General features: G+C 65.7%; 22 protein-coding genes. 16 read left to right on the top strand and 6 right to left on the bottom strand.

Features of this window, described 5'->3' with window-relative positions; genetic code table 11:
• The first annotated feature begins 102 nt into the window (after positions 1–102).
• The 6 genes from napE (at position 103) to ACNJYA_RS07355 (ending at position 5,680) form a co-directional block, all read left to right on the top strand.
• On the top strand, positions 103–288 hold the full coding sequence (gene napE / locus ACNJYA_RS07380) for a periplasmic nitrate reductase, NapE protein (protein WP_439402305.1): 186 nt from the start codon (positions 103–105) through the stop codon (positions 286–288).
• A 26-nt stretch (positions 289–314) separates the two neighbouring features.
• A complete protein-coding gene (locus tag ACNJYA_RS07375) occupies positions 315–659 on the top strand; it encodes a chaperone NapD (protein WP_439365786.1) in 345 nt (114 codons plus the stop codon).
• A 16-nt stretch (positions 660–675) separates the two neighbouring features.
• On the top strand, positions 676–3,189 hold the full coding sequence (gene napA, locus ACNJYA_RS07370) for a nitrate reductase catalytic subunit NapA (RefSeq protein WP_439402304.1): 2,514 nt from the start codon (positions 676–678) through the stop codon (positions 3,187–3,189).
• Positions 3,186–3,656, top strand: coding sequence for a nitrate reductase cytochrome c-type subunit (locus ACNJYA_RS07365; protein WP_260382177.1), 471 nt, complete (start codon positions 3,186–3,188; stop codon positions 3,654–3,656). Before napA ends, ACNJYA_RS07365 begins: the two co-directional genes overlap by 4 nt.
• Positions 3,653–4,306, top strand: coding sequence for a NapC/NirT family cytochrome c (locus tag ACNJYA_RS07360; RefSeq protein ID WP_172784687.1), 654 nt, complete (start codon positions 3,653–3,655; stop codon positions 4,304–4,306). The genes ACNJYA_RS07365 and ACNJYA_RS07360 overlap by 4 nt, the downstream gene beginning before the upstream one ends.
• Positions 4,307–4,564: 258 nt before the next feature.
• Positions 4,565–5,680, top strand: a complete 1,116-nt coding sequence (locus tag ACNJYA_RS07355) for an ATP-dependent DNA helicase (RefSeq protein WP_172784688.1) — start codon at positions 4,565–4,567, stop codon at positions 5,678–5,680.
• Positions 5,681–5,810: 130 nt separating this feature from the next.
• Here ACNJYA_RS07355 and ACNJYA_RS07350 read toward each other — a convergent pair whose 3' ends face one another.
• Positions 5,811–7,499 carry a caspase family protein gene (locus tag ACNJYA_RS07350; protein ID WP_439365785.1) on the bottom strand — a complete coding sequence of 563 codons (1,689 nt, stop codon included), beginning with the start codon at positions 7,497–7,499 and terminating at the stop codon, positions 5,811–5,813.
• A gap of 266 nt (positions 7,500–7,765) precedes the next feature.
• Here ACNJYA_RS07350 and msrA point away from each other — a divergent pair, with 266 nt between their 5' ends.
• From msrA to ACNJYA_RS07330, 4 genes are all read left to right on the top strand, one after another.
• On the top strand, positions 7,766–8,470 hold the full coding sequence (msrA, locus tag ACNJYA_RS07345; RefSeq protein ID WP_172784690.1) for a peptide-methionine (S)-S-oxide reductase MsrA: 705 nt from the start codon (positions 7,766–7,768) through the stop codon (positions 8,468–8,470).
• A 30-nt stretch (positions 8,471–8,500) separates the two neighbouring features.
• The gene (gene msrB, locus ACNJYA_RS07340) at positions 8,501–8,920 is read left to right on the top strand and encodes a peptide-methionine (R)-S-oxide reductase MsrB (protein WP_439365783.1); all 420 of its coding nucleotides are present in this window, start codon (positions 8,501–8,503) and stop codon (positions 8,918–8,920) included.
• 106 nt (positions 8,921–9,026) lie between these two features.
• Positions 9,027–9,191 (top strand): DUF3309 family protein, encoded by a 165-nt coding sequence (locus ACNJYA_RS07335; protein ID WP_172784692.1) that lies wholly within the window; start codon positions 9,027–9,029, stop codon positions 9,189–9,191.
• A gap of 212 nt (positions 9,192–9,403) precedes the next feature.
• A complete protein-coding gene (locus tag ACNJYA_RS07330; protein WP_024337713.1) occupies positions 9,404–9,697 on the top strand; it encodes a hypothetical protein in 294 nt (97 codons plus the stop codon).
• Between the two features lie 224 nt (positions 9,698–9,921).
• Here the strand turns inward: ACNJYA_RS07330 and ACNJYA_RS07325 are convergent, their stop codons facing one another.
• Together ACNJYA_RS07325 and ACNJYA_RS07320 are read right to left on the bottom strand one after the other, a co-directional pair.
• Positions 9,922–10,464 (bottom strand): DUF4112 domain-containing protein, encoded by a 543-nt coding sequence (locus tag ACNJYA_RS07325; protein ID WP_212254323.1) that lies wholly within the window; start codon positions 10,462–10,464, stop codon positions 9,922–9,924.
• A gap of 45 nt (positions 10,465–10,509) precedes the next feature.
• The gene (locus ACNJYA_RS07320) at positions 10,510–10,935 is read right to left on the bottom strand and encodes a DUF5413 family protein (protein WP_172784695.1); all 426 of its coding nucleotides are present in this window, start codon (positions 10,933–10,935) and stop codon (positions 10,510–10,512) included.
• 143 nt (positions 10,936–11,078) lie between these two features.
• On the opposite strand from ACNJYA_RS07320, the gene ACNJYA_RS07315 reads away from it, so the two are divergent.
• The 3 genes from ACNJYA_RS07315 to ACNJYA_RS07305 all read left to right on the top strand — a co-directional run bounded on the left by ACNJYA_RS07315 (position 11,079) and on the right by ACNJYA_RS07305 (position 12,104).
• Entirely contained in the window at positions 11,079–11,321 is a 243-nt protein-coding gene (locus tag ACNJYA_RS07315) for a cysteine rich repeat-containing protein (protein ID WP_172784696.1), read from the top strand.
• Between the two features lie 35 nt (positions 11,322–11,356).
• Positions 11,357–11,572, top strand: coding sequence for a hypothetical protein (locus ACNJYA_RS07310; protein ID WP_172784697.1), 216 nt, complete (start codon positions 11,357–11,359; stop codon positions 11,570–11,572).
• A gap of 259 nt (positions 11,573–11,831) precedes the next feature.
• Positions 11,832–12,104, top strand: a complete 273-nt coding sequence (locus ACNJYA_RS07305) for a hypothetical protein (protein ID WP_246570588.1) — start codon at positions 11,832–11,834, stop codon at positions 12,102–12,104.
• Between the two features lie 127 nt (positions 12,105–12,231).
• Here the strand turns inward: ACNJYA_RS07305 and ACNJYA_RS07300 are convergent, their stop codons facing one another.
• Together ACNJYA_RS07300 and ACNJYA_RS07295 are read right to left on the bottom strand one after the other, a co-directional pair.
• Complete coding sequence (locus ACNJYA_RS07300) at positions 12,232–13,821, bottom strand: hypothetical protein (protein ID WP_439365782.1); 1,590 nt, start codon at positions 13,819–13,821, stop codon at positions 12,232–12,234.
• A 37-nt stretch (positions 13,822–13,858) separates the two neighbouring features.
• Positions 13,859–15,151, bottom strand: a complete 1,293-nt coding sequence (locus ACNJYA_RS07295; protein WP_439402303.1) for an adenylosuccinate synthase — start codon at positions 15,149–15,151, stop codon at positions 13,859–13,861.
• Positions 15,152–15,574: 423 nt separating this feature from the next.
• Between ACNJYA_RS07295 and ACNJYA_RS07290 the strand changes: the two genes are divergently transcribed.
• Positions 15,575–16,507, top strand: a complete 933-nt coding sequence (locus ACNJYA_RS07290) for a DMT family transporter (RefSeq protein WP_212254321.1) — start codon at positions 15,575–15,577, stop codon at positions 16,505–16,507.
• Positions 16,508–16,674: 167 nt separating this feature from the next.
• On the opposite strand, the gene ACNJYA_RS07285 is transcribed toward ACNJYA_RS07290, so the two are convergent.
• A complete protein-coding gene (locus ACNJYA_RS07285) occupies positions 16,675–17,076 on the bottom strand; it encodes a DUF1330 domain-containing protein (RefSeq protein WP_439365781.1) in 402 nt (133 codons plus the stop codon).
• Between the two features lie 93 nt (positions 17,077–17,169).
• Here ACNJYA_RS07285 and ACNJYA_RS07280 point away from each other — a divergent pair, with 93 nt between their 5' ends.
• Positions 17,170–18,105 carry a DMT family transporter gene (locus tag ACNJYA_RS07280; protein WP_439365780.1) on the top strand — a complete coding sequence of 312 codons (936 nt, stop codon included), beginning with the start codon at positions 17,170–17,172 and terminating at the stop codon, positions 18,103–18,105.
• 98 nt (positions 18,106–18,203) lie between these two features.
• Entirely contained in the window at positions 18,204–19,181 is a 978-nt protein-coding gene (locus ACNJYA_RS07275) for a Bug family tripartite tricarboxylate transporter substrate binding protein (RefSeq protein ID WP_212254319.1), read from the top strand.
• Positions 19,182–19,229 lie beyond the last annotated feature (48 nt).

Genomic DNA, 19,229 nt, shown 5'->3' with positions numbered 1-19,229 from the left:
GATCCAGATCAACGCCGTGGCGGCCCGAATGCATCAGAAGTGCAGCAAGGCAACGGCCCGGATGCCGTCCCGATTCCCCATCTCATCCCGAAGAGACCGAATATGTCGGCCCCTGACGACACGACGTCGCGCGTGCGCCGTAAGCGCATGGAGATTTTTGCGTTCCTGTTCCTGACCGCAATCGTGATGCCCGCTCTCGCGGTCGGGACGGTCGGCTCCTATGGGCTCGGCGTCTGGATCTACCAGATGTTCGCCGGCCCTCCGGGCCCGCCACCCTCCCCGCATTGATCCGCTCAAAGCGAAAGACAGGCATCATGGCCCAAGCCACATTCAACAATGCCACATTCAAAAGTGCCAAGCTCAACCGCCGCGCCCTGATCACCGGCCGCGTGCTCACCGCCGAGCGCATCGTGCCGCCGCCGGGCGCCGAGATCGCCAGCATCATCGTGCAGGCGCGGCCCGAGCGCCTTGCCGAACTGGAAGCGGAGATCGCGGCACTTCCCGGCTGCGAGATCCATGCCCGCGACGCGCGCGGAAAGCTCGTCGTCGTCGCCGAAGCGCCGGATGCCGGCAGCCTCGGCACCATGCTCAACACCATCCAGTCGCTGCATCATGTCTATTCCGCGGCGCTGGTGTTCCACGCCATCGAAACGACTTAAGGGCCGGAGAGCCATCATGACATCGCCGAAGCTCGACCGCCGCCAGATGCTCAAGCTCGAGGCCGCCGCGATCGCCGCGGCCGCCGCCGGCCTTCCTGCACCGGCGCTCGCCGCCAACCTCGCCGCCGAGCGCGAAGTGAGCGAATTGAAATGGGACAAGGCCGCCTGCCGCTTCTGCGGCACCGGCTGCTCGGTGATGGTCGCGACCAAGGACAACCGCGTCGTCGCCACCCACGGCGACATCAAGGCCGAGGTCAATCGCGGCCTCAACTGCGTCAAGGGCTACTTCCTCTCCAAGATCATGTACGGCCACGACCGCCTGACGCAGCCGATGCTGCGTAAGACCAATGGCAAGTACGACAAGAACGGCGACTTCACGCCTGTTACCTGGACCGAAGCCTTCGACATCATGGAGCTGAAGTGGAAGGAGGCGATCAAGAAGCGCGGGCCGAACGGCGTCGCCATGTTCGGCTCCGGCCAGTGGACGATCTGGGAAGGCTATGCCGCGTCAAAGCTGTTCAAGGCCGGCTTCCGCACCAACAACATCGACCCCAATGCGCGGCACTGCATGGCCTCGGCGGTCGCCGGCATGATGCGCACCTTCGGCATCGACGAGCCGGCCGGCTGCTATGACGACATCGAGGCCACCGACGCCTTCGTGCTGTGGGGCTCCAACATGGCGGAGATGCACCCGATCCTGTGGACGCGCGTCGCCGACCGCCGGCTGTCCGCGCCGCATGTCCGCGTCGCCGTGCTCTCCACCTTCGAGCACCGCTCGTTCGACCTCGCCGACATCGGCATGGTGTTCGTGCCGCAGACCGACCTCTACATCCTCAACGCGATCGCCAACCACATCATCAAGACCGGTCGCGTCAACAAGGATTTCGTCGCCGCGCATACCGTGTTCAAGCGCGGCCAGACCGACATCGGCTACGGATTGCGGCCGGAACACCCGCTGCAGAAGAAGGCGACGGGCGCGGCCAAGGCCAACGACTCCACCGACATGAGCTATGACGAGTTCGTCAAGTTCGTCTCGGAGTATACGCTGGAGAAGGCGGCGCAGATGTCGGGCGTGCCGCTGAACCGGCTCGAAGCACTCGCCGAGCTCTATGCCGATCCGAAGACGAAGGTGGTCTCGTTCTGGACCATGGGCTTCAACCAGCACACCCGCGGCGTCTGGTGCAACAACCTCGTCTACAACATCCATCTTTTGACCGGAAAGATCTCCGCGCCCGGGAACAGCCCGTTCTCGCTGACGGGCCAGCCCTCAGCCTGCGGCACCGCGCGCGAGGTCGGCACCTTCTCGCACCGCCTGCCCGCCGACATGGTAGTGACCAACAAGGCGCATCGCGACCATACCGAGCAGATCTGGCAGTTGCCCGAAGGCACCATTCCGGACAAGCCCGGCGCCCACGCCGTGCTGCAAAGCCGGATGCTGAAGGACGGCCTGATCAACGCCTATTGGGTCCAGGTCAACAACAACCTTCAGGCCGGCCCCAACGTCAACGAGGAGACCTATCCGGGCTTCCGCAACCCCGACAATTTCATCGTGGTCTCGGATGCCTATCCGACCGTGACGGCGCTCGCCGCCGATCTGATCCTGCCGACCGCGATGTGGGTGGAGAAGGAAGGCGCCTACGGCAATGCCGAGCGGCGCACGCAGTTCTGGCACCAGTTGGTCACGGCACCAGGCGAAGCCAGATCCGATCTCTGGCAGCTGATGGAATTTTCAAAACGCTTCAAGATCGAGGAGGTCTGGCCCGCGGAGCTGATCGCCAAGAAGCCGGAATATCGCGGCAAGACGCTGTTCGACGTGCTCTACAAGAACGGCCAGGTCGACAAATTCCCTGTGACGGAGATCGAGGCCGGCTACGCCAACGAGGAAGCCAAGGCGTTCGGCTTCTACGTGCAGAAGGGACTGTTCGAGGAATATGCCCAGTTCGGTCGCGGCCACGGCCACGACCTCGCGCCGTTCGACACCTATCACAGGGAGCGCGGCCTGCGCTGGCCCGTCGTCAACGGCCAGGAGACGAAGTGGCGCTTCCGCGAAGGCAGCGACCCCTACGTCAAGCAGGGCACCCGCGTGCAGTTCTACGGCTATCCCGACGGCAAGGCCCGCATCTTCGCGCTGCCCTTCGAGCCGGCGGCGGAATCGCCCGACAACGAATATCCCTACTGGCTCTCGACCGGCCGCGTGCTGGAGCACTGGCATTCCGGCACCATGACGCGCCGCGTGCCCGAGCTGTTCAAGGCCTTTCCCGAAGCCGTCTGCTTCATGCATCCGGACGATGCGCAGGACATGAAGCTGCGACGCGGCGACGAGGTGAAGGTGGTCTCCCGCCGCGGCTTCATCCGCGCCCGCCTCGAGACGCGCGGCCGCGACCGGCCGCCGCGCGGCCTCGTGTTCGTGCCGTGGTTCGACGAATCCAAGCTGATCAACAAGGTGACGCTCGACGCCACCGATCCGATCTCGCTGCAGACCGATTTCAAGAAATGCGCCGTGCGCATCGAGCGGGTGAACATGTCATGATGAAACGATCCGCAATCGTCCTGCTCGCCTTCGCGGTCGCAGCGGGGACGGGCTCGCTGACGGCGCAGACCGTGACCTCCGGCCTGCGCGGCCCGACCCCGCTCAACGACGAGGGCCCGGCGCCGCCGATGCTGCCGAACCGCAACACCTCCGAGAAGGAGGTGCGCAACTATCCGGAGCAGCCGCCCGTCATCCCGCACAATATCGACGGCTATCAAGTCGACCTCAACGGCAACAAATGCCTGTCCTGCCACGCGCGGGCGCGCACCGCCGAGTCGCAGGCGCCGATGGTCTCGATCACGCACTTCATGGATCGCGACGGCCAGTTCCTGGCTTCGGTCTCTCCGCGCCGCTTCTTCTGCACCGAATGCCACGTGCCGCAGAACACCGCCAATCCGCCGGTCAGCAACGATTTCACCGACATCGACACGCTGCTGTCGCGTGCAAGTCCGGGTGGCCGGCGATGACGACGACTGCTGACGAGCCCAATGCGGAGCTGAAGGCCAAGCGCGGCTTCATCGCGCGCAGCTGGGCATTTCTGCTCGAGCTCTGGCAGGTGCTGACCCGGCCGAGCTCGGTGTTCGCCCTCGGCACCCTGGTGCTGGCCGGTTTCGTCGCCGGCGTGATCTTCTGGGGCGGCTTCAACACCGCGCTGGAAATCACCAACACCGAAAAATTCTGCACCGGTTGCCACGAGATGAAGGACAACGTCTACGCCGAGCTGAAGTCGACCATCCACTTCTCCAACCGCTCCGGCGTGCGCGCGACCTGCCCGGACTGCCACGTGCCGCACAACTGGACCGACAAGATCGCGCGCAAGATGCAGGCCTCCAAGGAGGTCTGGGGCAAGATCTTCGGCACGATCGACACGAGAGAGAAATTTAGAGATCACCGGCTCGAGCTCGCCGCGCACGAATGGGCGCGCTTCAAGGCCAATGATTCCCTGGAATGCCGCAACTGCCACAGCGCCGATTCCATGGACATCACCAAGCAGTCGCCGCGGGCCTCGGTGGCGCACCAGCGCTTCCTGTTCACCAAGGAAAAGACCTGCATCGACTGCCACAAGGGCATCGCCCACCAGCTGCCCGACATGCGCGGCGTTCCCGGCTGGCAGTAGGGCTTGGCGAGGCCTGAGCAAGCGCCTCGTCCTTCGAGACGACCGCTTTCAGCGGTCTCCTCAGGATGAGGCTGAGCGGCATCTTCGCCTGCCGAAACTGCTGCCACACGCTCCGCCCTCATCCTGAGGGCCCGCCAAAGGCGGGCGTCTCGAAGGATGGGCCGCGGGGAACGGCCTCCCTACGCTTGAACGGGCGGGGCGAATGGTTAGTTTTGGGGGAAGGCGAATCGCCTCATTCGCCGCTCCCTCAAGATAGACATGGCCACTTTCACCCCGCATCAGGATGCTGCGCTCAAAGCCGTCGGCGATTGGCTCAAGGCCAGGCCGGGACGCGGCGGCACGCCGCCGGTGTTCCGCCTGTTCGGCTTTGCCGGCACCGGCAAGACCACGCTGGCGCGGCACATCGCCGAGGGCGTCGACGGCGAGGTGAAGTTCGCCGCCTTCACCGGCAAGGCGGCCCTCGTCATGCGCAACAAGGGCTGCGACGGTGCCTCGACCATCCATTCGCTGATCTACCGCGCCCGCGAATCCGGCGAGGAGCAGCCGAGCTTCGAATTGTGGGACGATGCGCCGGCCTCGAAGGCGAAGCTGATCGTGATCGACGAATGCTCGATGGTCGATGCCGAGCTCGGGCGCGACCTGATGTCGTTCGACTGTCCGCTGCTGGTGCTTGGCGATCCCGCGCAGCTGCCGCCGATCCAGGGCGGCGGCTTCTTCACCAACACCACACCCGACGCGATGCTGACCGAGGTGCATCGCCAGGCCCAGGACGACCCGATCGTGCGGATGTCGATGGACGTCCGCGAGGGCCGCGAGCTCGACATCGGCCGCTACGGCGAGAGCGAGGTGGTGTCGCGGAAGGAGCTCGACCCCGATCGCGTCATGGGCGCCGACCAGATCCTGGTCGGCCGCAACAACACGCGCCGCGCCTACAACATGCGGGTGCGCCAGCGCCAGAACATCGAGGATCCGTTTCCGGTCGCCGGCGACAAGCTGGTGTGCCTGCGCAACAACCGCAAGAAGGGCCTGTTCAACGGCGGCCTGTGGCGCGTGAAGTCGCGCAACACCTCGCGCTCGAAATCGCGCATCCTCTCGATGCGGCTATCGCCGGACGAGGATTTCGGCCACAAGGTGACCAAGGTCTCGGTGCGCGCCGATTGCTTCGAGGGCGGCGTCGAGCAGATCGCCTGGGAGCAGCGCAAGCCCTATGACGAGTTCGACTACGGCTACGTGCTGACCGTGCACAAGTCGCAGGGCTCGCAATGGGACGATGTCGTTCTGTTCGACGAGAGCTTTGCGTTCCAGGATTCGCGGGCACGGTGGCTGTACACGGGGATCACGCGGGCGGCGAAGCGGTTAAGCATCGTCGTCTAGAGTCCGCTGCCGTAGGGTGGGCAAAGCGCAGCGTGCCCACGCACTATTGCTTGAGGAGAGAGATCGTGGGCACGGCGCGTTGCGCCTTTGCCCACCCTACGGCACCGCAGATGTGGCGCGAGTATTCCCCTCACTTCCCCGCGACGAAGTAAAAATCCTCCCGCCCCGGCGGCGATCCATATGTGAACGGCTGCTGCTCGTGCTTGGTCGCGGCCCAGACGTCGTCGCGGACGATGTCGAACAATTTTCGGATCTCGACGCGCGGCTGCTTGATCTCGCGGGCGAGCGCGGTAGCGAACGGGCTGTTGGCGGCACCGTCGCCGTCCATCGCGGTCTCGCCGTGCTTGGCGGCGTAGACCACCATGAAGCCGGCACCGGGCTCGATGTTGGAAAAGCCCTTCTCCACCAGCTTCAGCGACAGGGTGCGTTGCATGGCCGGCGCGAACGGATTGTCGCGGCAGGCATCGAGGACAACGAGGCGAACTTTCCGCGCGGCGCCGACCGCAGCGATCACCTGCTCGAGCGCGACGGCCTCGGTCTCGGCGTCCTTGTCGGCGGTGAGCCTGGCGTCGACCGGGACGAGATAGTTCACGCCGCCGATCTCAAAACCATGGCCGGCATAATAGACCACGGCCCAATCGGCTTTTTCCGCTTCCTCGGCGAAGGCCTTCAGGGTCTGAAAGAACGTATCGCGGGTGAGGTCCTTGGTGTCGAGCACGGTCTGGAAGCCGAGGTCGCGCAGCACGCCCGCGATCAGCTTCGAATCGCGCGGCGGATTGGGCAGCGGGTGGGCGTTCTTGTAGGCGCCGTTGCCGATCACAAGCGCGACGCGACGGCCGGTCGTCGCGCTCGCCGCTGCTTTCGGCGACAGGGCGGCGAGCCGCTCCTGCGCGATGGCGCGGGCGCGCGCAACCTCGGTGTCGTCGAACCTCGTCAGCGAATAGGCCGCGGCGCGATAATCGGCGCGGGCCTGCGCGAGATCCTTCCGCCGCTCGTAGATCTGGCCGCGGCCGGCATGGGCGCGGACGTTGTTCGGGTTGATCTGGATGGCCGTGTTGTAATCCTTCAGCGCGGCCTCGAGGTCGCCCTTCATCATGCTGACGTCGGCGCGGTTGTTGATCGCGAACACGTTCCTGGGCTGCTTCTCGATCAGGCCGTTGCAATCGGCCAGGGCGCGGTCGAACTTGCCCATCATGCCGTAGGTGACGCAGCGATTGCCGGCGATCTGCGGCGCGGCCGCATCAATCTTCTCGGCCTCGGCGAAATCGGCGATGGCGCCGTCGAAATCCTTCATCAGCGTGCGCGCGCGGGCGCGATTGGTCCAGGCGAGCAGGAATTTGGGCGTGTACTTGATCGACAGGCTGAAATCGTCGATCGCGCTCTGCAGCGCGCCGCGGCGCGCATGGATGACGCCGCGGTTGTTGTAGGGAACGCCATAGGCCGGGCGCTTCTGGAGCGCGAGGTTGTAGTCGGCCATCGCGAGATCCTCCTGTCCGCTGCGCTCATAGGCGAGGCCGCGCAGGTTGAGCGCGACGACGTTGTCCGGATCGAGGTCGATGGCCATGGACAGCGTCTCGATCGCGTGGACATGGTCGCGCTTGTTGAGCAGGATATTGCCGCGCACGGACAGGGCGATCGCCTTGTCCTTGCCGGTGAGACGATCGGCGTTCAGCAGGTTCTCGCAAACCGTGGCGCGGGCCTGCAGCTCGGCCTGACGGTCGCGGCACAAAGCGAGATCGTCGCCGGGTTGGGGATCGGCCGCGGCACTGCAAGTGCCGGCGGCGAGGACGGCGAGGATCAGGAATACGACGCGCAGCATGTTGTCAGGCCAGCTCCAGCCACCATTTGGTCGATCGTCGATCGCGCCGGTTCATCTAGCGCGGAGTTCCGCACCCCGCCAAGCGGGCCGGTTGCCGCGTCACCCCTGCGCGTCCTCACGGTCTCGTGTCCGCCCCGGCGTAACAATCGGCGGCTCGGCCCGTATCTCGGATGATGCGAAAACGTGGCCTGGCAGGCTGTTCGCCCGGTCCCGTCCCCCCTAGACTGTCAGACCTCCCAAAAGAGGATTGCCGAAAGAGGATTGCCATGCGCCGAACCGCCCTCGCCACCCTGCTCGCCGCAACCACCGCCGTGACGCTGGCTTTCTTGATGCCGTCCCGGGCCGCGGAGGAGGCGGTCGTGATCCCAGCTCCCGCATTGGACGCTTCGCCCGCAAGCGGCATCCAGACCGCCGTGCTCGCCGGCGGCTGCTTCTGGGGCGTGCAGGGCGTCTTCCAGCACACGGCCGGCGTAGTCAACGCGGTGTCCGGCTATGCCGGCGGCACCAAGGCGACCGCAGACTACCAGGCGGTGTCGAGCGGCCGCACCGGCCATGCGGAATCGGTCGAGATCAAGTACGACCCGAAGAAGATCTCCTACGGCAAGATCCTCCAGATCTACTTCTCGGTGGTGCACGACCCGACCCAGCTCAACCGCCAGGGCCCCGACGTTGGCCCGCAATATCGCTCGGCCATCTTCACCACGTCGGACGAGCAGAAGAAGGTGGCGGAGGCCTATGTCGCCCAGCTCAACGGCGCGAAGGTGTTCAACAAGCCGATCGTGACCAAGATCGGCGCGCTGGAGGCGTTCTATCCGGCGGAGGCCTATCACCAGGACTATCTGACGCTGCACCCGAACCAGCCTTACATCGCCTATAACGACATCCCGAAGGTCGAGAACCTGAAAAAGCTGTTCGCGGATAACTACATTGAGAAGCCGACGCTGGTGAATGCCGGCAAGGCCACCAACTGATCGAAAGATCACCAAAGCAACGGGAGACCCATGCCCGACACCAAGACGAAAGCGACCGAGGACAAGGTCATCAAGAGCGAAGAGCAGTGGCGGCGCGAGCTATCGCCGATGCAATACGCCGTGCTGCGCGAGAAGGCGACCGAGCGTCCCTTCTCGGGCGAATATGAGCACGAGCACCGTGTCGGCACCTATGTCTGTGCCGGCTGCGGCAACGTGCTGTTCGAGTCGGACGCCAAGTTCGATTCCGGCTGCGGCTGGCCGAGCTTCACCCAGCCCGCGGTCGAGAGCCACATCGACGAGGAGCGGGACACCAGCCACGGCATGATCCGCACCGAGGTGCTCTGCTCCAAATGCAGCGGCCATCTCGGCCACGTCTTCCCCGACGGCCCCGGGCCGACCGGCCTGCGCTACTGCATCAATTCCGCGGCGCTGAAGCTCGAGCCCAAATAACGCGGCGCGCCGCCGGGTTCCCCCGTGGAACCCGGCGGCGCGATGTGCTTTTCTGCTCTGGCGGTGCGGCCGATGATCGCATTCGGCGGCCGCCAGGGAGGATGCCATGACGCTTGGGACCATCCTGATCATCCTGGTGATCATCTATCTCGTCGGCGGCCTGTCCGGACGGTTCGGCGGCTACGGCTATGGCCTTGGTCATTCCGGCATGGGGATCGGCGGGGTCGTGCTGGTCATCCTGGTCGTGCTGCTGCTTCTTGGCAAAGTTTAGACCATATAAGTTATTGAAATATAAAGATTTTATTGGTCAGCGGAGCTGCCATGCGCGGATTCATCATCTCGCATCGCGGGGGTCGCATTTTTGTCAAATCGGCCTATATTAGAGGGCGACAATGACATGTGGCGGGCCCGCTCGATTGCGGCCCCTGCCCTCCCCAACCCCACGCGCTTAAAGCCCCAGAGAAGATCACGAGGTCTTTGACCATGCGTCCACTGCGTCCGTTCAACTTCAACACCTCCGCCGAGCTCTTCCCCGCCGCCATCCGCAAGAAGAAGCGCGCGGGCTTCACCTATCGCCGGTTCGGCACGGCGGCCGAGGCCGTGCAGTTCGCGATGGAGCAGTTGCCGACGGACTCGCTGAACGGCGCCTATCTCCAGGTCGAGGAAGCGCGCTTCGACCAGAACGGCATCCGCTCGCTGTACGAGAGCGATGCCTTCCCGCTGCCCCGCCGGCCCAAGCCGGCCCCGGCCGCGGAGACCGACGCCGACGCGGCGTAAGCTTTCGCAACAAAGTTCGATGTGCGCAGAAGGCGCGATGGCCGAAAGGTCGTCGCGCCTTTTGTGTTTTTGGGCTGTCCGGCCGTCATTGCGAGCGCAGCGAAGCAATCCAGAGTCCCTCCGCGGAGAGATTCTGGATTGCTTCGCTGCGCTCGCAATGACGACTCTGGGAGATCCGGCGCATTGTCGACCAGTCGGACTCGCGGCGAGCGCTCTCAGCCAGACTACATCCGCGGCTGCTTTTCCAGCCAGCGGCGCAAGAGGCGGACGTTGCGCATGTTGGCGCGGAACATGACGTCGAAGGCGTCGCCCGCGAACGGGACGAGGCCGACCACGCCGTCGACCGCGACATTGCCGAGCATGCGCGCCGTGATGTGCCAGGGCGCGCCCAGCGCGCGGGCCTCGCGCACCAGCCACAGCGAGATCGCGGTGGTGATGATGTCGCCGACGACGGGGATCAGGCCGATCAGCCCGTCGATGCCGTAGCGGATGTTGGTGCCGGGCAGGATGAAGGCGACGTCGAGCAGCTTGGCGATCGCCTCGAGCCGTGCGATCCGCTGCTCGCGGGTCAGATTGCCGAACGGGCCGCCTTGACCGAACTCGAAGCGAAACTCGCGAAATCCCTGCTCCAGGCTTTCGGGCCTGATCTCGTGGCCTTCCTGGTCGATGATCGGCCCGCGGGCCTCGTCGCGCGAAAAGCGCGCACGCGAGCTGCTCCCGGAACGGGATTTGCGCGGAGCGAGGATGTCGTCGTCGGGCATGCCCATGGCCTCGAGTGAACGCGCCAGCGCGGCGGAGGTTGCTGCCGCGCGTCAGGTCGGCGCCGGCGCGGCTTGCGGCTCCTCGACATAGCGATGCACGAGCCAGGACGAAATCACCGCCGGCACGAAACCCACGAGCCCGTACAGGATGAACTGCACCGCGCCCGAATCCGGGCCGCGCGAGCTGTAGGTGAGCGAGGCCAGGACGAAGGCGAACAGGCCGACCAGGAGCATCCGCAAGCCGGGACCGATCCGGCGGATGTGGAGCAGGATGTCGTCGACCGCGCCGATCATCAGCGAGGGGAGGAAGCCGAACAGGTAGCTGTATTGCAGAGTCTTGAAGAACACCGCGAAAAGCTTGCCGACCTCGGCGAGATTGGTCTGCGCCCAATAGCCGGACTGGTAGGTCGTCGTCAGCAGCAGCAGGAACCCGCCGACGAACGGGCCGACCAGCGCAAACACCAGATAGCGTTTCATCAAGCACCTCACACTTTGCCGGCGTTATAGCAGCGCAGCGGGAACCTTGAACAGCGGGCGCCGGGCGCCTCAAGGGGAACAAGTGGCAAGGCGATGAGTTCATGCTGGACCTGAATTCAACCCCTGACAGACTGGAGCCGCCGATGGCCCGCAAGATTCTCCTGGCGACGATCGCGCTGGCGGCCCTCAGCGGGCTGTCGACGTCACCCACGTTCGCCCAAGGCCATATGGGCACGCCGCAGGAGCAGCAGGCCTGCTCGCGCGATGCCCAGCGCTTCTGCCGCAAGGACCTCGGCAATGACGGCGCGGTGCAGAGCTGCCTGCAAGCCAATCGGGCCAAGCTGTCGAAGCCCTGCAGCAAGGTGTTTCAGAGCCACGGCATGTGAGGACGAACCCATCCCCGCGAATGGAGCGTGAAGCCATGTTGCACGACGAAGAGCTCTCGATCCTGCGGGACATCAGCCAGTCCGTCGCCTTCGCCGACGACCGGCAGGGCAAGATGGGGCAATTGATCGCCGACGGCTACGTGATGAAGGACGGCGATCTGTTCGAGCTGACGCCCAAGGGCGTCACCGCCGTCGAGGAACACGCCGCGTCGCTCGGCGCGAGCGATGCGGAACAGGCACGGGCGTCGTAGGCTGGCTGATCTGATCGCGCACGAGTGACTGGCGTGCAACAATTGCGAATTCCTTTGTGCCGGCCATTGCGGGCGCGTGACATTGGCGCATACTTCGCTCGGGCGGCGCAGCACTTTCGATTCGAGCATCACGAAATCGAGCGACCACATGCGGGATTGAAGCTCCCGGCGTGAAGGCTGTGACATGCGGCAGATCAAGCCGCGTGCGGCGCCCCAAAACCAAGTGGCTCAACCCACGGAACTCGGGGACGCAACCTTCATGACGCGCTATCAGACCATCACCTCTCTCTTCGCCTTCGCCACTACCTTCGTACTCCAGACATCACCCAGTCTCGCCTTCTCGCAACAAGCCCAGCAGATGTGCTCGGGTGACGCGATGCGGCTGTGCTCCAGCGAGATTCCCGACATCCCGCGCATCACCGCCTGCATGGTCCGGAACAAGGCCCATGTCAGCCCCGGCTGCCGCGCCGTGATGGACCGCGAGCACGCCGCCGCGGCGGCATCGCGCAAGCGGGAAGCCGCGGCGCAGTAGTCGTTCCATCCAAGATGTCATTCCGGGGCGGTGCGCAGCACCGAGCCCGGAATCCATCAGGCGGCATGTGACACGGTGAAATGGCTTCCGGGCTCGCGCTACGCGCGCCCCGGAACGACAGAAGGGCTCAATCGCCCCACTGCGCGAAGGCGTCGTTGAAGGCGCGCTCGCCGGGGGCGCCCTTCTCGATGGCGATGATGGCACGGCGCTGGTTGGCGTAGACCAGCGGCACGTCGAACCAGGAGCGCTCCTTCAGGAGCTGGACGTTACGGGCGCGGTCGGCGTCGACATTGGAGAGGCCGACCAGGAAGAAGCCGTCGGTGACCTTGACCGCGAGGCCTGCGAGCGGCGTGCCGCGGGCCTGCTCGTTCGACTTCATCAAGATGCCCGGCACGTTGGAGACGCTGCCGCCGGGGAAATCCTGCGGCAGGATGAAGGTCAATTCCGCGGTGTGGCTCGCCGGCAGCGAGGAGTCGGTGTTGCGGCGGAACGACATCGTCATCTTGAACTTGCGGTCGGGGATCTCGATGTCGGCGCGCACGGCGAGGTCGGCCTTCTGGTTGCCCGAGGCCTTGATCGGCTCGAGCCGCCATACCACCGAGCCGACATATTGCTTGCCCTTCGGGTCGGACGGATCCTCGTCGTAGAGCACGACCTTCTGCGCCACCGGCGCGACCGGCTGGTCGCTGGCCGAGGGCTGGCCGACGCGATCGGGAATCTTGGGCTTGCTCTGCGGCTGTGCCGGGGTCGGCGTATCAGCCACTTGCGTCGCGGACGGCTTGAGAAAGCCGTTGACGATCTGGACCAGCTGCTTGCCCCAGAGGATGCCGGCGCCGACCAGGATGAGCACGATGCCGATGGCAATCGCGCTCTTGAACGGAAAGGCGGAGCGGGTACGGGCGCGCTTCTTGACGTCGCGGTCGGGGGCAATGCGCGCACGCGGCGACGGCGGCTGCGGCGTGTAGCGCTCGGCCTCCTCGATCGACTCGTCGTAGGAATAGGGCGCCTCGGATTCGCCGGTGCGGTTTTCCAGGCTCGGCTCCAGCCGGTCGAATTCCGGCGAGGGCGAGGGCACGTTGGCGTAGGTGCGGCGCGCGGCGCGGCTGGCCTGCGCGGCGGCACCGCCGAGATCATTGGCATCGGCCGTGATGTCGCGGAAGCCGCGCACGCCGGGCGAGGACGGCAGCGGCGGCGGCGGTCCCACATCGGGCGGACGGCGCGCACCCTGGCGATCGCGCCCGGCCGGCGGCTCGGGCGGCGCGGGGGGAGGACCCGACGGGCGCGGGGCGTCGAAACGGGGCGCGCGCGGCGGACGCGGTGCCTCGCCCTGCTCGTCGACGTTGAAGGACGGGCGGTCGGCGCGCGGCGGCGTCGGGGCCGGACGCGTGCGCGGCGGCGCCGCAGCCGGGTTGCCCTCGGTGGCACGGGTGCTGGCGCGGCGGAAGGCATCGCCACTGCCGCCGCTACGGGCGCCGCCACCGGGACGCGAGGCCTCGCGGGCACGCTGGGCGGCCTCCGATTCGACCTTGCGGACGGCCTCCTCCAGCGACAGCCGTTCGCGGGTGATCTCGGATTCGGAGAGCGGCGGCTGCACGCTGCGCAGCTGCGCGATCAGGGCCGTGCGCGCCCGCTCATAGAGCGCGCGACGGCTTTCGCCGGGAGCGTTGGGGTCCAGGGCGGCAATAGCGCGGGCGATCAGCGGGTAGTAATCAGCCATTTCTACTCAACTATACGCGCGTCCCGGTAAGATATCGTTAAGCCTCAAACGGATTTTGCACCAGGATAGTATCTTCGCGTTCCGGGCTGGTGGAAAGCAGCGCAACCGGACATCCCACCAATTCCTCGATCCGCCGGACATATTTGATGGCCTGCGCCGGCAGGTCGGCCCAGGACCGCGCATTGGCGGTCGGCTCCTTCCAGCCCTCGATGGTCTCGTAGATCGGCTCGACGCGGGCCTGCGCGCCCTCGCCGGCCGGGAAATGGTCGATCTCCTTGCCGTCGAGCTTGTAACCGGTGCAGACCTCGATCGAATCGAAGCCGTCGAGGATGTCGAGCTTGGTCAGCGCGAGGCCATTGATGCCGCAGGTCCGCACCGCCTGGCGGACCAGCACGGCGTCGAACCAGCCGCAGCGGCGCGGGCGGCCGGTATTGGTGCCGAACTCGCGGCCGCGCTCGCCGATCTTGCGGCCGATCTCGTTGTCCTGTTCGGTCGGGAACGGGCCCTGGCCGACGCGGGTCGTGTAGGCCTTGCACAGGCCGAGCACGTAGCCGACCGCGCCCGGTCCGAGGCCGGCGCCGGTCGCGGCCTGGGCCGCCACCGTGTTGGACGAGGTGACGTAGGGATAGGTGCCGTGGTCGACGTCGAGCAGCGCGCCTTGCGCGCCCTCGAACAGCATGCGCTTGCCGGCGCGCCGCTCGATATCGAGCAGCCGCCAGACCGTCTCGGCATAGGGCAGCAGCTGCGGCGCCATCGCCATCAGCTCCTTCAGGATCACGGCGCTGTCGAATTCCGGCAGGTTGAGGCCGCGGCGCAGCGCGTTGTGGTGCGCCAGAAGGCGGTCGATCTTGTGCGGCAGCGTCTGATGATCGGCGAGATCCATCAGGCGGATGGCGCGGCGGCCGACCTTGTCTTCATAGGCCGGGCCGATGCCGCGGCGCGTGGTGCCGATCGCGGTCGCGGCGCTGGCGGTTTCACGATGCGCGTCGAGCTCGCGGTGCAGCGGCAGGATCAACGTGACGTTTTCCGCGACACGCAGATTGTCGGGGCTGACATCGACCCCCTGCGACCTGAGCCTGGCGACCTCGTCGAGGAAGGCGGCGGGGTCGAACACCACGCCGTTGCCGATCACCGACAGCTTGCCTTCGCGCAGCACGCCGGAGGGCAGGAGCGCGAGCTTGTAGGTCTTGCCGTTGATCACCAGCGTGTGGCCGGCATTATGGCCGCCCTGGAAGCGGACGACGATATCCGCCTGCTCCGACAACCAGTCGACGATCTTGCCCTTCCCTTCGTCGCCCCATTGGGCGCCGACGACGACAACATTGGCCATTCGCGGGTAATCCTGTTCAATCTGTCTCTAGAAGGCATGATCCTCGCGGAAAACCGGTGCCCACTCTTCCGGGATCATGCCTGCGCCCAGCCCAATCGGCGGCCGGAGCCGCCCGCACGCAAGGCAGCCAACCGGATAAAGGAAGCAGCCCCTCTAGGCAAGCAAGAACGGGGCTTTTTCGGGGTCCAAAGCCCGGTCCAAGCCCTTGATATCCGCGGAAAATCCCGACCCTTGCGGGCCGGCGTAGGCGGCTTCGACCAAAGCGTGAGAGGCCCCTTCGCCGCTGGCATGGTCGCGATGCGTCCGCCCCCCGTTGCTGCAACCTCGTTTTCCGTGTCTTTGGACCTGCCGGGTGGATCAGCCGGCCCGGACCTCGCCGGGCCGGAGGGCTCGGCGTACTCGACGCGGGGCCCAACCATCACAATGTCCGCCACCGGCCACACTACGCATGCGGAAACATCCGGCCACAGCTGGATCGCCAACCAGCCTTACCTGCTGCTCAGCATCACCGCGCTGTGCTGGGCCGGCAACGCCATCGTCGGGCGGCTCGCCGCCGGCCACATTCCGCCGGTCACGCTGTCGTTCCTGCGCTGGTTCTTCGCCTTCCTGCTGGTGCTGCCGTTCGCCTGGAAGCACCTCATGCAGGACTGGCCGGCGATCCGCGGCAAGCTCGGCCTGATGATCACGCTCTCGATCACCGGCATCGGCGCCTTCAACACGCTGCAATATTGGGCGCTGGAGCATACCCAGGCGCTCAACACGCTGCTGCTGCAATCGGCCGCGCCGCTGCTGGTGGCGCTGTGGTCGCTGGTCATCCTCGGCATCCGTCTCACCGCGGCGCAGGCCTTCGGCGTGCTGCTGTCGATGTGCGGCGTGCTGACCATCCTGCTGCACGGCGATTTCACCACGCTGTCGAGCATCGACTTCAACAAGGGCGACCTGATCTTCCTGCTCGCGCTCCTGATCTTCGCACTCTATTCGGTGCTGTCATTGAAACGGCCGCCGATGCACGGCCTCTCGTTCCTCGCCTTCACCTTCGGCTGCGGCGCCGCCTGTCTCATTCCGCTGGAGATCTGGGAACTGTCGGCACGCCCGGTGATGAAGCTCGACGGGCCGAACCTCCTGACCCTGTTCTACGTCGCCGTCTTCCCCTCGGCGCTCGCCTATCTCTGCTTCAATCGCGGCGTGCGCCTGATCGGCGCCAACCGCACCGCGCCGTTCTTCCACGTCGTGCCGGTGTTCGGCTCGATCATGGCGATGGTGTTTCTGGGCGAGCACCCGCAGGCGTTCCACTTCATCGGCTTTGCATTGGTGCTGTCGGGCGTGTTCGCGGCGTCAAGGAAGCAGACGACGTAACTCGCCTCGTAGGGTGGGCAAAGCGAAGCGTGCCCACGGCTTCTGCTGTGCGGGGTCATGGTGGGCACGGCGCAAGTGCGCCTTTGCCCACCCTACGAGTCTGCCCGCCTTCAACTTCGATGTGCGAATGCCGTAGCCTCCAAGGGAGGGTAAGCAAGATCGCCCCCCTACTTCGTCCTGAACTTGCTGTAGGCCTCGCTCGTCGCGATGATCACGTGCTCGGCGCAGCCGTTGACGCGATGCGGATCGGCTTCGCGCTCGTAGGCTTCCGAGGTCATCATGTCGAGAAAGGCCGAGACGGACGGGTAATGGACCAGCGCGACGAAGTCCCAATCGTTGCCCGCGTGAGGACCAAGCGCGACCGCCTTGGCTTCACCGGTCCAGAGCAGCGTGCCGCCGCGCGCCTTGATCATCGGCACCGCGATCGCGCTGTAGCGCAAATATGCGTCCCAGCCCGACCCGTTGCCGTCGCGCGAGCGCGCGTGGAAGCGCATCAGGTTCAGCATCACCACCGGCGCATTCGGATCGAGCCGCTCCAGGCCCTCGATGTTCAACATATTGACCGCCAACGGCACCTCCTTAAGGCTCGGCTGCATTGTAGCATTGCGGCGCTGTGACTTGTGCCACGGCGCCGATCCGGCGCAAGCTTGCACAAAACGCCCATGACAATTGCTTCGCCCGCGCCACCGGCCGCCAATCCGGCCAGCTGGCTCAACAACCAACCTTATCTGCTGCTCAGCCTGAGCTCGCTGTTCTGGGCCGGCAACATCGTGCTCGCGCGCCACGTCGGGGCGCATGTTCCGCCGCTGACGATCACCACCATCCGCTGGTTCGGCGTGTTCCTGATCCTGTTGCCGTTCGCCTGGCCGCATCTGAAGCGCGATTGGCCTGCCTTGCGCAAGAGCCTGGCCCTGATGCTGTTCCTGTCGCTCGTCGGCTTCGCCTTCAACAACGCGATCTCGTACTGGGCGCTGCAATACACCGAGGCGCTGAATGCGCTGCTGATCCAGTCGGCGGGTCCGCTGTTCGTGGCGCTGTGGTCGCTGGTGCTGTTCGGCGTGCGGCTGACCGGCGCGCAGCTCGGCGGCATCGCGATCTCGCTGCTCGGCGTGCTGATCATCATCCTGCGCGGCGATCTCGCGGCGCTGGCAAGCATCAGCTTCAACAGGGGCGACATCATGTTCGCCTCCTCGCTGGTGGCATTCGGGCTTTACTCGGCCTTCATCCCGCGCCGGCCGAAGATCCACCAGCTCTCGTTCCTGTCCTTCACCACCTGCTGCGGCGCGACGATGCTGCTGCCGACCGCGATCTGGGAGGCGGCAAGCGGCAGCGTGCTGCAATTCGACGCGATCACGCTGGCGACGCTGGGCTACATCCTGATCTTTCCCTCCACCCTCGCCTATCTCTTCTTCAACCGCGGCGTGGCGCTGATCGGGCCGAACCGGGCGGCGCCGTTCTTCCATCTGGTGCCGGTGTTCGGCTCGGCGCTGGCGATCCTGCTGCTGGGTGAGAAGCTCCAGCCGTTCCACCTGATCGGTTACGCCCTGGTGCTCGCCGGCGTCGTGCTTGCATCGCGCCGGGGCTCGACGATGAAGTAATTCCGCGCGACGGACGCGGTCACGACCTATAGCCATCTTCCGATTCCCCCTTGGACAAGCTAGGTTCCCCGCCAACCAAAAAGAGGGAACGACCAGACATGATTTCAGGGCTGATCCGAAACCTGCGGACCGTCGCCGCGGCCGCGCTGTGCCTCACGGCAGCATCCACCGCTCACGCCGACACCTATCCCAGCCGCAACATCACGCTGGTGCTGCCGTTCGCGGCCGGCAGCGGCACCGACACCACGACGCGGCTGATCTCGCAGCATCTGTCGCAGGCGCTCGGCGTTCCCATCGTGATCGAGAACAAGGCGGGGGCCAACGGCATGCTGGCCGCGACCTATGTCGCGAAGGCCGCTCCCGACGGCTACACGCTGCTGGTGACGACCAACACCACGCATTCGGCCAATCCCTATCTGCTCAAGAGCCTCACTTACGATCCGGTCAAGGATTTCACCCCGATCGCCCGCACCGGCGACCTGCCCTTCATGCTGGTCATCAATCCCGATGTGCCGGCCAAGACCGTCGGAGAGCTGGTGGCCTACGGCAAGGCCAATCCGGGCAAGCTGAGCTACGCCTCCGGCTCGTCCTCGGCGATCGTGTCGGGCGCGACCTTCGCGCACAATGCCGGGCTCGACCTCTTGCACGTGCCCTACAAGAGCTCGCCGCCGGCGCTCAACGACGTCATGGGCGGCCGCGTCTCGATGATGTTCGTGGACATCCTGACCGGCCTGCCCCACGTCAACGGCAACGCCCTGCGCGCGCTCGCGGTCACCACCAAGGACCGCTCGCCGCTGGTGCCGCATCTGCCCTCGATGCAGGAGGCCGGCGTGCCGGACTTCGACATCTCGTCATGGCAGGGCTATTTCGGCCCCGCCGGCATGCCGAAGGAGATCGTGACGCGGCTCAACACCGAGATCCGCAAGATCATCGAGAATCCGGAGGTCAAGGCCAAGCTCGCCACGCTCGGCATGGACGCCTTCTCCGGCACGCCGGAGCAGCTCGGCACCTTCGTGAACGAGCAGCTGGTGCTGTGGGAGAAGCTGATCACCAACGCGAAGATCGAGAAGCAGTAGCGCGGTGTCGTAGGGTGGGCAAAGCGTAGCGTGCCCACCAACCGTCGC

This window comes from Bradyrhizobium sp. BLXBL-01 (assembly GCF_051853025.1).
Classification (GTDB): domain Bacteria; phylum Pseudomonadota; class Alphaproteobacteria; order Rhizobiales; family Xanthobacteraceae; genus Bradyrhizobium.
The sequence above is the reverse complement of the archived record's forward strand: the minus strand, read 5'-3'. Positions and strand labels throughout refer to the sequence as shown.

Bases quoted from the DNA above. Each gene is read 5' to 3' on its own strand.
- napE (WP_439402305.1), top strand. From the start codon at position 103: ATGTCGGCCCCTGACGACACGACGTCGCGCGTGCGCCGTAAGCGCATG.
- ACNJYA_RS07375 (WP_439365786.1), top strand. From the start codon at position 315: ATGGCCCAAGCCACATTCAACAATGCCACATTCAAAAGTGCCAAGCTC.
- napA (WP_439402304.1), top strand. From the start codon at position 676: ATGACATCGCCGAAGCTCGACCGCCGCCAGATGCTCAAGCTCGAGGCC.
- ACNJYA_RS07365 (WP_260382177.1), top strand. From the start codon at position 3,186: ATGATGAAACGATCCGCAATCGTCCTGCTCGCCTTCGCGGTCGCAGCG.
- ACNJYA_RS07360 (WP_172784687.1), top strand. From the start codon at position 3,653: ATGACGACGACTGCTGACGAGCCCAATGCGGAGCTGAAGGCCAAGCGC.
- ACNJYA_RS07355 (WP_172784688.1), top strand. From the start codon at position 4,565: ATGGCCACTTTCACCCCGCATCAGGATGCTGCGCTCAAAGCCGTCGGC.
- ACNJYA_RS07350 (WP_439365785.1), bottom strand. From the start codon at position 7,499: ATGCTGCGCGTCGTATTCCTGATCCTCGCCGTCCTCGCCGCCGGCACT.
- msrA (WP_172784690.1), top strand. From the start codon at position 7,766: ATGCGCCGAACCGCCCTCGCCACCCTGCTCGCCGCAACCACCGCCGTG.
- msrB (WP_439365783.1), top strand. From the start codon at position 8,501: ATGCCCGACACCAAGACGAAAGCGACCGAGGACAAGGTCATCAAGAGC.
- ACNJYA_RS07335 (WP_172784692.1), top strand. From the start codon at position 9,027: ATGACGCTTGGGACCATCCTGATCATCCTGGTGATCATCTATCTCGTC.
- ACNJYA_RS07330 (WP_024337713.1), top strand. From the start codon at position 9,404: ATGCGTCCACTGCGTCCGTTCAACTTCAACACCTCCGCCGAGCTCTTC.
- ACNJYA_RS07325 (WP_212254323.1), bottom strand. From the start codon at position 10,464: ATGGGCATGCCCGACGACGACATCCTCGCTCCGCGCAAATCCCGTTCC.
- ACNJYA_RS07320 (WP_172784695.1), bottom strand. From the start codon at position 10,935: ATGAAACGCTATCTGGTGTTTGCGCTGGTCGGCCCGTTCGTCGGCGGG.
- ACNJYA_RS07315 (WP_172784696.1), top strand. From the start codon at position 11,079: ATGGCCCGCAAGATTCTCCTGGCGACGATCGCGCTGGCGGCCCTCAGC.
- ACNJYA_RS07310 (WP_172784697.1), top strand. From the start codon at position 11,357: ATGTTGCACGACGAAGAGCTCTCGATCCTGCGGGACATCAGCCAGTCC.
- ACNJYA_RS07305 (WP_246570588.1), top strand. From the start codon at position 11,832: ATGACGCGCTATCAGACCATCACCTCTCTCTTCGCCTTCGCCACTACC.
- ACNJYA_RS07300 (WP_439365782.1), bottom strand. From the start codon at position 13,821: ATGGCTGATTACTACCCGCTGATCGCCCGCGCTATTGCCGCCCTGGAC.
- ACNJYA_RS07295 (WP_439402303.1), bottom strand. From the start codon at position 15,151: ATGGCCAATGTTGTCGTCGTCGGCGCCCAATGGGGCGACGAAGGGAAG.
- ACNJYA_RS07290 (WP_212254321.1), top strand. From the start codon at position 15,575: ATGTCCGCCACCGGCCACACTACGCATGCGGAAACATCCGGCCACAGC.
- ACNJYA_RS07280 (WP_439365780.1), top strand. From the start codon at position 17,170: ATGACAATTGCTTCGCCCGCGCCACCGGCCGCCAATCCGGCCAGCTGG.
- ACNJYA_RS07275 (WP_212254319.1), top strand. From the start codon at position 18,204: ATGATTTCAGGGCTGATCCGAAACCTGCGGACCGTCGCCGCGGCCGCG.